Source organism: Limnohabitans sp., from assembly GCF_038134685.1.
Classification (GTDB): domain Bacteria; phylum Pseudomonadota; class Gammaproteobacteria; order Burkholderiales; family Burkholderiaceae_C; genus Limnohabitans_A.
The window spans coordinates 69356-81113 of record NZ_JAYPVP010000011.1 but is presented as its reverse complement, the minus strand read 5'-3'; the positions used below and the strand labels follow the sequence as shown (position 1 = coordinate 81113).

Here is an 11758-nt window from a genome sequence, read left to right as displayed (position 1 = left end):
GGATTGCTGCAAACGGCGAGGCTCTCCACACTGCAAGGCAATCTGATAAATCTGGGAACCACCGCTGCGGCTCAGTGTAGCGACCACAGCGCGCCCGTCAGGGGACCAGCCGGGCGCACTGTTGGAGCCCTTGAAATTGGCCACCACACGTCTCTTTCCGGTGGACAGCTCGTGGACAAAAATGACCGGCTTGTGCAACTCGAAAGACACGTATGCAAGCTGATCTCCATTGGGTGACCAGCTGGGCGAAATGATAGGTTCAGGACTGGTCAGAGCAGTACGGGCCCCTTCGCCGTCAGAATCGGCCACCCAAAGGTTGTATCGGCCGGCAGACTTGGCAACATAAGCGATGCGGGTAGCAAACACCCCAGGCGTGCCCGTCAGTTGCTGAAAGATCCAGTCTGCCATGCGGTGTGCCGACAAACGCAGATCTCCCGGCGTCACGGTATCCTTGAATGCAGACTTTTCCTGTCCTGTGACGATATCCCACAAGCGCGCCCGGATGTCATACCGGCCATCGGCCAGGCAGGTCATGCTGCCGGCCACCAACGCATCAGCGCCCCGTTGGCGCCAGGCATTGGCATCCGGGGCTGCAAGTTCGTCAAGTTGGCTGCCAGCGGAATCCAGCGTCTTGAACTGGCCGGAACGCTCAAGATCAGCCTGAATAATTTCAGAAATCTTTTGCGGCGCGGCCGATTGACCACGCAAAGGCACCAAAACCACTGGAATTCGGGTCATGCCCACACCGGTCACTTCAACACGGAACTGGGCCTGTGCTGTCAGGGCCATGCCCAAGGCTCCCACCAGGCTCAGCCAACGCAAAAACAACAAGAAAAAGGAACGATGACTCATGGATACCCGACCCTGCTACAGAGAGAAACACACGCAAGTGCGTGATCCTACACCCTCGCTGTGGCGCTACGTACAATTAGCCCCAAAATGAAACCCACCTCTCACCCATCCGCTGCCGCAGTCGAACAGCCGAGCATCCGTCAACGCATGCTCAAGCTGGCGCCTTACTTTGGTTGGCAAAAGGGCATATGGGCGCTGGCTATTGCAGCAACGGTGGTCGCCGCAATCACCGAGCCCTTGATCCCTGCCCTCTTCCAGCCCCTGCTGGACAAGGGGTTCAACGGTCAAAAACTGCCTCTGTGGAGCATCCCGGTCACCGTGCTGGCGCTGTTTGCGGTGCGCGGACTGGCTCACTTCACGGCCCAGTATTGCCTGTCGCGAATCACCAACGATGGCATGGAAAAGCTGCGTGGCCAGCTTTTCGAGCGCATGCTGAGCGCCGATCTGAGCCTGTTTTCACGACAAAGCGCAAGCGCTCTGTCCAATACCGTGGTTTATGAAGTCCAGACCGGCGCCGCGCAGCTGGTATCGGCCGTGATTGGACTCAGCCGTGATGGACTGACCCTGCTGGCTTTGATCGGCTATCTGTTTTGGCTGAACTGGAAGTTGACCCTCTTGGTCTTCACCGTGGCTCCCGGCCTGAGCTGGATCATGCGCGTGCTTTCACGTCGGCTGTACCGTCTGACCCGCGAAAGCCAGCAAGCCACTGATGATCTGGCTTATGTGGTTGAAGAAAACGTGCTCGCTCACCGCATGGTCCGCTTGCACGGTGCTCAAACGCAACAGCGCGATCGATTTGCACATCTGGCCAAGCAGCTGCGCCGCCTGGCCCTCAAGTCCACAACCGCCTCGGCAGCCATGACGCCACTCACGCAAATGATGGCAGCCCTGGCTTTGTCCTTGGTACTCATGATCGCCCTGATGCAAAGCCAGGACGGTGGCAGCAACAACACCGTAGGCAGTTTTGTGGCTTTCATTACCGCCATGCTGATGCTGGTAGCCCCCATCAAACGCCTGGCCGATGTCACCACACCAATCACGCGAGGGCTGGCAGCGCTTGAGCGAGGCATGAACCTTTTGCGCGACATCCCTCTCGAAGCCCAAGGTACGCACCGTGCAGAGCGGGCCCAAGGCAAGTTGCAGTTTTCTCAAGTGCAGGTGCGCTTCAACGCAGACGGCCCCGCTGCCCTGAGCGATGTGGATTTACTGGTGCAACCTGGCGAGACGCTGGCCCTGGTCGGAACCTCGGGGGCAGGCAAAACCACGCTGGTCAATCTGCTGCCGCGTTTTCTGCACCCGAGCAGCGGCCGCATTGAACTCGATGGCGTGGACGTATCCGCCTGGAACCTGGATAGCCTGCGCGCCCAGATGGCCATGGTCAGCCAGGATGTCACCATGCTCAATGAAAGCATTTTGAGCAACGTCTGCCTGGGCCAGGCACCTGATCGCACACGTGCAGAGCATGCCCTGCGCGCCGCCAATTTGTGGGAGTATGTTTCGCAATTGCCGGCCGGCATGGACACGGTCCTGGGACACAACGCCAACCAACTCTCTGGCGGGCAACGCCAACGCCTGGCCATTGCTCGCGCCTTGTACAAGGATGCCCCCATCCTGATTCTGGACGAAGCCACTTCGGCACTGGACAACACTTCCGAGCGCGCCGTGCAGGAAGCCTTGCAGCGGCTGATGGTTGGGCGCACCACCCTGATCATTGCCCACCGCTTGTCCACCATTGAACACGCCGACCGCGTCGTGGTCATGGAGCGTGGGCGCATTGTTGAGCAAGGTGCGCCCGCTGCCTTGCTGGCGCAAGGTGGGGCCTATGCCCGTCTACACCAGCAGGGACAGTGGGCACAACCCGACGACAGCAACGCGGCCTGAGCGCCAGCTTTATAGCAACACAATGTCGTAACGGTCGGGCCCCAAGGCGGCATCAGATTGCAAGGAAATCGGCTTGTTGATGAAGTCCGACAGGCCCGCAAGATGCTGGCTTTCTTCGTCCAGGAACAAATCAATCACCGCCGGGTGCGCCACCACGCGGAACTCGCGCGGGTTGAACTGCCGCGCCTCGCGCAAAATCTCGCGCAACACATCGTAGGCTACCGAGCGAGGCGTTTTGACAATGCCTTTGCCTTCGCAGCTGGGGCAAGGCTCACACAGCATGTGTGCCAAAGACTCACGCGTGCGCTTGCGCGTCATCTCCAGCAAGCCCAGTGGCGAAAAGCCGCCTACCATGGTCTTGACCCGGTCTCGGGCCAGCTGTTTTTTCAGCTCGGCCATGACCGCTTCCTGGTGATCGGATCGCCCCATGTCAATGAAGTCGGCAATGATGATGCCGCCCAGGTTGCGCAAGCGCAGTTGCCGTGCAATGGCTTGCGCGGCTTCCAGGTTGGTTTTGAAAATCGTGTCTTCAAAATTGCGCGCCCCTACATAACCACCGGTGTTCACGTCCACAGTGGTCAAGGCCTCGGTCTGGTCAATGATCAGGTAGCCACCTGACTTGAGGTCCACCCGTCGCCCCAAGGCACGGGCCACCTCGTCGTCGATGGCGTACAGATCAAAAATCGGGCGCTCGCCTTTGTACAGCTGCAAACGCTCAGCCGCCTTGGGCATGAATTCCTGCGCAAACGCCAGCAAGGCCTGGTGCTGCTCGCCAGAGTCAATGCGGATGGACTGTGTGGCTTCGCTCACCATATCGCGCAGCACGCGCTGCAACAAGGTCAAGTCCTGGTGCAGCAAGCTGCCAGCCGGGCGACGAATAGAGGCGTCCTTGATGCGTGCCCAGGTCTTGCGCAAATAAGCAATGTCGTCCTGCAGCTCGGCATCGCTGGAGTCTTCGGCATTGGTGCGCAAGATAAAACCACCGCCCTCTTGCCCGACCAGACCTTGCACGCGTTGACGCAAAGCATCGCGCAACTCGAACGGGATTTTTTGCGACACCCCAATATGGTCATCCTGCGGCAAAAACACCAGATGCCGACCTGCAATGCTGATCTGTGTCGACAGGCGTGCGCCCTTGGTGCCTATCGGGTCCTTGATGACCTGCACCATCAGGGACTGTCCCTCGAACACCTGCTTTTCAATCGGCACCAGCGGCTGGCCACTGCGCGCCTGTGACGGTGGCTCGCCTTCGGCCTGACGCTGCCAGACATCAGCCACATGCAGAAAAGCAGCACGCTCCAAGCCGATGTCGATAAATGCCGACTGCATTCCAGGCAACACCCGGGCTACCTTGCCCAGGTACACATTACCCACAATGCCCCGCTCCAGCGAACGCTCGATGTGCAGCTCCTGCACCGCGCCGGACTCCACCACGGCCACACGCGTCTCTTGCGGCGACCAGTTGACCAAGATGTCTTGCTGCATGCTCACTCCTGCGTGCTCAAACCTTGACGCCCACAGCACGCAGCAGCGTGGCCGTTTCGTGCAAAGGCAGGCCCATGATGCCCGAATAACTGCCCCGAATCTGGCTGATGTTGACTGCCATCAAGCCCTGTATGGCATAAGCACCCGCTTTGCCCATGGGCTCGCCACTTTGCACATAAGCGCGAATTTGCGCGCTCGTCATAGGAGCCACACGCACCCAGGACTGCGACACCACAGCATGACGCGTACGGCCTTTCTGGACGGCCACAGCCGTCAACACGCGATGTGCTTGGCCCGCGAGTTGGGTCAGCATGCGCTGCGCATCCTGCGCATCTTCGGGTTTGCCGAGAATGTCGCGCCCCAAAGCCACCGTGGTGTCGGCGCACACGATCACGCCTGCCGGCAGCTTCAAGGCTTTGTGGCGCTGCACAGCAGCGTCCAGCTTGAGCGCGGTCACACGTTGCACATAGCTCAGAGGCGATTCACGCCCCTTCACCACCTCCAGCGCCTCGGCGTCCAAGGCCGGGTCGGGCAAGAGCACCTGGGCCTGCACCCCGATTTGCTCCAGCAACTGTTTGCGGCGCGGACTTTGGGAGGCCAGGTAAATCATGCGTTCACTCTCGGTGGTAAGGATGGTTGGCGTTGATGGACCAGGCACGATAGAGCTGCTCAATCAGCAGTACCCGCGCCATGGCGTGCGGCAGTGTCATGTCTGACAGGCGAACACGCTCGTGCGCCGCTGCCTTGAATTCGGGGGCCAGCCCGTCCGGGCCGCCAATGACCAGGGCCACATCGTCACCCGAAAGCTGCCAGTCCTTGAGGCGCTGGGCCAGTGCTTGTGTGGTCAACGAAGTACCTCGCTCGTCCAGAGCCACAATTCGCGTGCCACGGGGTATGGCCGCTTCAATGCGCTGCCGCTCGGCCGCGTACAGGGTCTGCAGGGTCTTGGAGCCACGGGGCTCGGTTTTGACGGCCTTGACCTCTACTTTGAGTTCAGGCGGAAAACGTTTGGCGTAATCGTGGAAGGCCGTCTCGGCCCAATCGGGCATGCGCTGCCCCACCGCCACCAAGAGCAGCTTCATCGGAACTTAGGCAGCGCTTTTGCGGGCCCGTGGGGCTTTGCTTACAGCTTTCTTGGCAGCAGGCTTGGCTGTGGTTTTCTTGACTGCAGCTTTGACGGGCTTGGGTGCACCCACCACTTTTTTGGTTGGCGCAGACTTCGTGGCCGGGGCCTTCAGTGCGGGCTTGGCTGCGCCAGTGGTCTTCTTGGCGAGAGCCTTGGACACTGGAGCCTTTTTGGCAGCCACTTTTTTGGCCGTCGCTTTGCCTGATTTGGCTGCAACTTTTGATGCAGGCTTGGCGACAGCGGGTTTGGCCACGACAGGCTTGGCTGCACCGAGTTTCAGACGCACTGGCTTTTCACCCCAGATTTCTTCGAGATGGTAGTACTGACGAATCAGGGGCTGCATGATGTGCACCACAGCCATCCCGCAATCCACGATGATCCATTCGCCGTTGTCTTCGCCTTCAATGCGGGGCTTGTCAAAACCGGCCTCCCGGACCTTGTCGCGCACGCTGGCCGACAGCGCCTTGGTCTGACGGTTGGACGTGCCAGAGGCCACGATCACCCGCTCGAACAAAGGTGACAACGATTCGGTGTCAAACACCTGGATGTCCTGCGCTTTGACATCCTCCAGTCCATCGACGATGGCTCGCTGGAGTTTTTGAACGTCTTTTTTGCCGGAAGCTGCTGTCATGTGTCAGACCTGTAGAGATGATGTTGTTCGATGTACTGTGCCACAGTCGGGCTGACAGCGCCATCCAGAGATTGGGAGTCGGGGACACGCTGACGAATATCGGTGCCCGATTGCGGCATGAGCGGCATGCTCAAAGGGTGTACCTGCAATTGCGCGTACACCCCTTGGCCATCACTGCCGGGCGACGACGAAGCGCCCCCCCAGGCCGCAACCTGCGGGTCACGGCGTGCGGGGCAGATTATAGCCAGCCGCGCCAATTCCTCGATCCGGTGCCAGCTCGGCAGCGAACGCCACTGGTCATCGCCCATGAGCAAGTACAACTGTGCTTGCGGATGCTCAGCCCTCAACTCGAGCAAGGTATCGATGGTGTAGCTCGGCCCGGTTCTACGGGTTTCCCGCTCGTCAATCACTACACGATCGCCCAGAGGCAAAAAGGCTAACGCACACATGGCACTGCGGTGCTGCGCTTGAGACAGGCTTTGCGGCTTGTACCAGGCCTGCCCTGTGGGCAGGATGAGCAAGCGGTCCAGCTGCAGCTGGGCCAAGGCCGTCCGGGCCAGGGCCACGTGAGCCACATGTGGCGGATCAAAAGCGCCGCCAAACACGCCCAGCCGCATCGCCTCAGTCACACCCAGTCCTTGGGCACCAGAAAGTGACTGATCAGCCGCGCCTCCGGTGTGCCCGGCGCGTCTTCACGCTGGTACGACCAACTGACCAAAGGCGGCATCGACAGCAAGATGGACTCCGCACGCCCTCCGGACTGCAGGCCAAAGTGCGTCCCCCGGTCCCAGACCAGATTGAACTCGACATAGCGGCCGCGGCGATAGAGCTGGAATTCACGCTCCCGCTCGCCCCACTCGGTGTCCTCGCGCTTGTGCACGATGGGCAAATAGGCCGGCAAAAATGCATCGCCCACGCTTTGCAGCATCTCGAAGCTGCGCTGCATGCCCAGCTCGGAAAAGTCGTCAAAGAACACGCCACCAATGCCGCGCTGCTCCTGACGGTGCTTGTTGCAAAAGTAGTCGTCACACCAGGTCTTGAAACGCGGGTACAGCTCGGGGCCAAAAGGCTCCAGCGCCTGCTTGCAGGTCTGGTGAAAATGCACCGCATCTTCATCAAATCCATAGTAGGGCGTGAGGTCCATGCCGCCACCAAACCACGCCACAGGCGCCTGGCCTTGTGGGTGCGCCGCAATCATGCGTACGTTCATGTGAACCGTAGGCACATAAGGGTTGCGAGGGTGAAACACCAGCGACACACCCATGGCCTCAAATGGCGCACCTGCCAGTTCCGGACGGTGTTGTGTAGCCGAGGGCGGCAGCTGCGGGCCACGCACATGCGAAAAACCACAACCCGCACGCTCAAACGTGGTGCCACCTTCCAGAATGCGAGTGATACCTTGCCCTTGCAGACGCTCGCCAGAGGGCTTTTCCCAGCTGTCAGACACAAAGGTGCCACCGTCCAAATCTGCAACCGCCTGAGTGATGCGGTCTTGCAGACCGGTCAGGTATTGGCGCACCTGCGCCGTGTCAAAAGAGTGGTTGCTCATGCTGTTGTTCCTTTGCGGGTTTGAGCCTCGTTGGGCCGCGGACTCCAGGGCTGGATCGGACAAGCCAAATGGGCTCGGCAGCCTTGGACCCCTTCATAGACCTTCGCAATGTGTTCGAAGTCACGCTGCACATCACCGGTGGTCCAGAAAAAATCTTCAATGCTGATGCGCTTGCGACCCCAGTCAAACTTGACCAGCGCCAGTGGCACCTGCGCAGCAAGCGCCATTTGGTAAAAGCCGGTGCGCCAGCCTGGCGTCAGGCCACGCGTTCCTTCGGGGGTCACACCCAGCCACAACACGCGGTTTGTTGCTTTGGCTTGCGAATACACCTCGGTCATCTGGCCTACCAGGCCGTGCGCAGCAGAGCGTTCAATGCCAATCCCCCCCACCCAACGCATCCAGCGGCCCAGCAGCGGAATGCGAAACAAGGAGTCCTTGGCGAGGTAATTGGCCGGAATGCCCAGCGCCCACTTGGCCAGCATACCCACCACAAAGTCCCAATTGCTGGTGTGCGGGTAGACCACAGCCACGCCCTGGGGCGTAGGAAAGCCTGCAAAGTCAAGCCTCCAGCCCAACAGCCGAAGCAAAGCAGTGGCCAGGCGTGAGCCCTTGAAGGTCACCGGCAAGGCCGAAGCCTCAGTGCTTGATGGCACGGTAGCCAATGTCTTTGCGGTATTGCATACCGTCAAACTGTACCCCCGCCACAGCGGCGTAGGCCTTTTGCTGCGCCTGACGCACCGAATCGCCCAACGCCGTCACACACAGCACGCGCCCACCAGAGGTCAGTACCTTGCCGTCCTGCTCGGTCGTGCCGGCATGGAAAACCATGGCCTCCAGGCTATCGGCAGGCAAACCGCTGATGGCGTCGCCCTTGCGCGGGTTCAAGGGGTAACCGGCCGCTGCCAAGACCACGCCCAGCGCGACCCGGCGATCCCATTCCAACTCGATCTTGTCCAGACTTTCGCTGGTGGCGGCCATCATCACGTCAAACAGGTCCGACTTGAGGCGCATCATGATGGGTTGCGTCTCGGGATCACCCATGCGGCAGTTGAATTCGAGCGTCTTGGGCTTGCCTTGCGCATCGATCATCAAGCCGGCGTACAAAAAACCGGTGTAGGGAATGCCGTCTTTTTCCATGCCACGGATGGTGGGCATGATCACCTCGCGCATGGCGCGGGCATGCACATCAGCCGTCACCACCGGCGCGGGCGAATACGCGCCCATGCCACCGGTGTTGGGGCCTTCATCAGCGTCCAGCAGGCGTTTGTGGTCCTGACTGGTGGCCAGCGCAGTGACGTTCTTGCCGTCGCACAGCACGATGAAGCTGGCTTCCTCACCCTGCAAAAATTCTTCAATCACAACGCGGGCGCCGCCTTCGTTGTGAGTCACGCCCAGGGTGTTGTCCACCAGCATGAAGTCGATCGCTTCGTGCGCTTCGGCCAGCGTCATGGCCACCACCACGCCTTTGCCAGCGGCCAAACCATCGGCCTTGACCACAATGGGTGCACCTTTGCGATCCACATAGGCGTGCGCCGCCACCGGGTCGGTAAAGGTTTCAAACTCGGCCGTGGGAATGGCGTGCCGCGCCATGAACGCTTTGGAAAACGCCTTGGAGCTTTCCAGCTGTGCGGCTGCTTTGGTCGGGCCAAAAATACGCATGCCGTGGGCACGGAACTCGTCCACCACGCCCGCAGCCAACGGTGCCTCGGGGCCCACCACCGTCAGGCCAATCTGGTTGGCCTGCGCCCATTCGCGCAGTTGCACCACATCAGAAATAGGCACATTGACCAGGTTTTTGTCGCGTGCGGTACCGCCATTGCCGGGCGCCACATAGACTTGCTGCACCTTTTGAGACTGGGCCAATTTCCAGGCCAGCGCATGTTCGCGGCCACCGCCGCCTACAACCAATACTTTCATTTAATTGCGTTCCTTATGCGTCAATTTCGGCGTTGTGGAACACGTTTTGCACGTCATCCAGGTCTTCCAGGGCATCCAGCAGTTTTTGCATCTTGACGGCATCGTCGCCAGTGACGGCCACTGTGTTTTCGGGCCGCATGGTCACCTCAGCCACCTCGGCCACCAAGCCTGCGGCCTCAAGAGCGTTTTTCACGGCTTCAAAGTCGCCCGGCGCAGTCAGCACCTCGATGGCGCCCTCCTCGTCGGCAATCACATCCTCTGCACCCGCTTCCAGGGCCACTTCCATGACCTTGTCTTCACTGGTTCCGGGCGCAAAAATCAGCTGCCCGCAGTTCTTGAACTGGAAAGCCACCGAACCCTCGGTGCCCATATTGCCGCCGTGCTTGGAAAACGCGTGACGAACCTCAGCCACCGTGCGCACGCGGTTGTCGGTCATGGTGTCCACAATGATGGCGGCACCACCGATGCCATAGCCCTCGTAGCGGATTTCCTCGTAGCTCACGCCTTCGAGGTTGCCGGTGGCTTTGTCGATGTTGCGCTTGATGTTGTCGGCCGGCATGTTGGCCGCTTTGGCCTTGTCCACTGCCAGACGCAAACGGGGGTTGGCCGTCAGGTCACCACCGCCGGTACGCGCGGCCACCATGATCTCACGGATGATGCGGGTCCAGACGCGACCACGCTTTTCATCCTGACGCCCTTTGCGATGCTGAATATTTGCCCATTTGCTGTGGCCAGCCATACTGAAATCCTTGTACCTTGGTTTAATCTATTACCTGCGATTTTACTTTCCCAAAGAACAACACCCACTCAGGAGGACCCCATGGCTGAACCGATGCTGATCGCGCGCAAAGCGCAAACCGAATGCGTACTTTTACCTGCGCTGGCCAACCGACACGGCTTGATCACCGGCGCCACGGGCACCGGCAAAACCGTCACACTGCAAACCCTGACCGAGCAGTTTTCGAAGCAAGGTGTGCCCGTGTTCATGGCCGATGTCAAAGGCGACCTGACCGGCATCAGCCAACCGGGCAACATTGGCGGCAAACTGGCCCAGGTGCTGACCGAGCGCGGGCTGGACCTTCCTGAGCCCAGCGCCTGCCCGGTGCAGCTGTGGGACGTTTTTGGCGAGCAAGGCCACCCGGTGCGCGCCACCGTGAGCGACATGGGCCCCCTGCTGCTGGCGCGCATGCTGGGTTTGAACGACACCCAGGCTGGCGTGCTCAACCTGGTGTTCAAGATTGCCGACGACAACGGCATGCTGCTGCTCGACCTCAGGGACCTGCGCAGCATGTTGCAACACGTAGGCGACAACGCCAAGCAATTCACCACCGAGTACGGCAACATCAGCGCCGCCAGTGTGGGCGCCATCCAGCGTGGCCTGATGCAAATCGAAACCCAGAGGGGCGACCGCTTCTTTGGCGAACCCATGCTCGACATCCAGGACATGATGCAAACCGTCGACGGCCAAGGCGTGGTCAACATCCTGGCCGCCGACAAGCTGCTGCAGTCGCCCCGCCTGTACGGCACCTTCCTGCTGTGGATGTTGTCCGAGCTGTTCGAACTGCTGCCCGAAATTGGCGACCCCGAAAAACCCAAACTGGTGTTCTTCTTTGACGAGGCCCACCTGTTGTTCAAGGACGCACCTGCCGTGCTGGTCGAGCGCATCGAGCTGGTGGTTCGACTGGTGCGATCCAAAGGCGTGGGCGTGTACTTCGTCACCCAAAACCCCTTGGACATTCCCGATACCGTGCTAGGCCAGCTGGGCAACCGCGTGCAACACGCCCTGCGCGCCTACACGCCGCGTGACCAGAAAGCCGTGCTGTCCACTGCGCAAACCATGCGTCCCAAAGCGGGTCTGGACATTGAAGCAGCCATCACCGAGCTGGCCGTAGGCGAAGCCCTGCTCAGCCTGCTCGACGCCAAAGGCCGCCCCAGTGAAACCGAGCGCGTGTTCGTGGTGCCGCCGGGCAGCCAGATTGGCCCCATCACACCCGAACAGCGCAACGCCCTGATGCAAAGCTCACTGGTCGCTGGCGTGTACGAGAAAACCGTGGATCGCGAGTCGGCCTATGAAATGCTCCAGGCCAAAGCGCAAGCCACGACCACCGCTGCACAAGCTGCAGCACCCCAGGGCGGTTTGATGGGCGGCATGTCCGACCTGCTGTTTGGCAGCACGGGGCCTCGCGGCGGGCAACGCGACGGCATTGCCCAAATGGTGGTCAAAAGTGCGGTGCGCACGGTAGGCTCATCGATCGGGCGCGAGATTGTGCGTGGCGTGCTCGGCAGCCTGCTCGGTGGCGGTGGCCGTAAACGCTGA

Annotated in this window: 11 protein-coding genes and 1 pseudogene; 2 read left to right on the top strand and 10 right to left on the bottom strand. The window is 60.5% G+C overall.

Translation table 11 applies throughout. The annotated features are described in order from the left end of the window. Positions 1-789: pseudogene (locus tag AAFM15_RS06715) on the bottom strand (Tol-Pal system protein TolB); the annotation flags it as partial. A gap of 150 nt (positions 790-939) precedes the next feature. Between AAFM15_RS06715 and msbA the strand changes: the two are divergent. Then, entirely contained in the window at positions 940-2733 is a 1794-nt protein-coding gene (gene msbA, locus AAFM15_RS06710; RefSeq protein WP_341685934.1) for a lipid A export permease/ATP-binding protein MsbA, read from the top strand. A 9-nt stretch (positions 2734-2742) separates the two neighbouring features. Here the strand turns inward: msbA and rng are convergent, their stop codons facing one another. The 9 genes from rng to AAFM15_RS06665 are packed head-to-tail and all read right to left on the bottom strand — an operon-like array spanning position 2743 to position 10180. Beyond that, positions 2743-4218 carry a ribonuclease G gene (rng, locus tag AAFM15_RS06705; RefSeq protein WP_341685933.1) on the bottom strand — a complete coding sequence of 492 codons (1476 nt, stop codon included), beginning with the start codon at positions 4216-4218 and terminating at the stop codon, positions 2743-2745. Between the two features lie 16 nt (positions 4219-4234). Further along, complete coding sequence (locus tag AAFM15_RS06700) at positions 4235-4828, bottom strand: Maf family protein (protein WP_341685932.1); 594 nt, start codon at positions 4826-4828, stop codon at positions 4235-4237. A 4-nt stretch (positions 4829-4832) separates the two neighbouring features. Next, positions 4833-5300 (bottom strand): 23S rRNA (pseudouridine(1915)-N(3))-methyltransferase RlmH, encoded by a 468-nt coding sequence (gene rlmH / locus AAFM15_RS06695; protein ID WP_341685931.1) that lies wholly within the window; start codon positions 5298-5300, stop codon positions 4833-4835. 6 nt (positions 5301-5306) lie between these two features. After that, entirely contained in the window at positions 5307-5975 is a 669-nt protein-coding gene (gene rsfS, locus AAFM15_RS06690) for a ribosome silencing factor (protein WP_341685930.1), read from the bottom strand. Further along, the gene (nadD, locus tag AAFM15_RS06685; protein WP_341685929.1) at positions 5972-6604 is read right to left on the bottom strand and encodes a nicotinate (nicotinamide) nucleotide adenylyltransferase; all 633 of its coding nucleotides are present in this window, start codon (positions 6602-6604) and stop codon (positions 5972-5974) included. The genes rsfS and nadD overlap by 4 nt, the downstream gene beginning before the upstream one ends. Next, positions 6601-7524: an oxygen-dependent coproporphyrinogen oxidase gene (gene hemF, locus AAFM15_RS06680; RefSeq protein WP_341685928.1), complete on the bottom strand. Its 924-nt coding sequence runs from the start codon at positions 7522-7524 to the stop codon at positions 6601-6603. Before hemF ends, nadD begins: the two co-directional genes overlap by 4 nt. Then, positions 7521-8177, bottom strand: a complete 657-nt coding sequence (locus tag AAFM15_RS06675) for a 1-acyl-sn-glycerol-3-phosphate acyltransferase (RefSeq protein ID WP_341685927.1) — start codon at positions 8175-8177, stop codon at positions 7521-7523. Before AAFM15_RS06675 ends, hemF begins: the two co-directional genes overlap by 4 nt. Then, positions 8161-9441 (bottom strand): phosphoribosylamine--glycine ligase, encoded by a 1281-nt coding sequence (gene purD / locus AAFM15_RS06670; RefSeq protein ID WP_341685926.1) that lies wholly within the window; start codon positions 9439-9441, stop codon positions 8161-8163. The genes AAFM15_RS06675 and purD overlap by 17 nt, the downstream gene beginning before the upstream one ends. A 13-nt stretch (positions 9442-9454) precedes the next feature. Then, positions 9455-10180 carry a YebC/PmpR family DNA-binding transcriptional regulator gene (locus AAFM15_RS06665; protein ID WP_341685925.1) on the bottom strand — a complete coding sequence of 242 codons (726 nt, stop codon included), beginning with the start codon at positions 10178-10180 and terminating at the stop codon, positions 9455-9457. An 81-nt stretch (positions 10181-10261) separates the two neighbouring features. Here AAFM15_RS06665 and AAFM15_RS06660 point away from each other — a divergent pair, with 81 nt between their 5' ends. Then, the gene (locus AAFM15_RS06660; protein WP_341685924.1) at positions 10262-11758 is read left to right on the top strand and encodes a helicase HerA-like domain-containing protein; all 1497 of its coding nucleotides are present in this window, start codon (positions 10262-10264) and stop codon (positions 11756-11758) included.

Coding starts and splice junctions, on each gene's coding strand:
- AAFM15_RS06700 (WP_341685932.1), bottom strand. CDS start 4,828: ATGATTTACCTGGCCTCCCAAAGTCCGCGCCGCAAACAGTTGCTGGAG.
- rsfS (WP_341685930.1), bottom strand. CDS start 5,975: ATGACAGCAGCTTCCGGCAAAAAAGACGTTCAAAAACTCCAGCGAGCC.
- rng (WP_341685933.1), bottom strand. CDS start 4,218: ATGCAGCAAGACATCTTGGTCAACTGGTCGCCGCAAGAGACGCGTGTG.
- AAFM15_RS06660 (WP_341685924.1), top strand. CDS start 10,262: ATGGCTGAACCGATGCTGATCGCGCGCAAAGCGCAAACCGAATGCGTA.
- rlmH (WP_341685931.1), bottom strand. CDS start 5,300: ATGAAGCTGCTCTTGGTGGCGGTGGGGCAGCGCATGCCCGATTGGGCC.
- msbA (WP_341685934.1), top strand. CDS start 940: ATGAAACCCACCTCTCACCCATCCGCTGCCGCAGTCGAACAGCCGAGC.
- purD (WP_341685926.1), bottom strand. CDS start 9,441: ATGAAAGTATTGGTTGTAGGCGGCGGTGGCCGCGAACATGCGCTGGCC.
- hemF (WP_341685928.1), bottom strand. CDS start 7,524: ATGAGCAACCACTCTTTTGACACGGCGCAGGTGCGCCAATACCTGACC.
- AAFM15_RS06665 (WP_341685925.1), bottom strand. CDS start 10,180: ATGGCTGGCCACAGCAAATGGGCAAATATTCAGCATCGCAAAGGGCGT.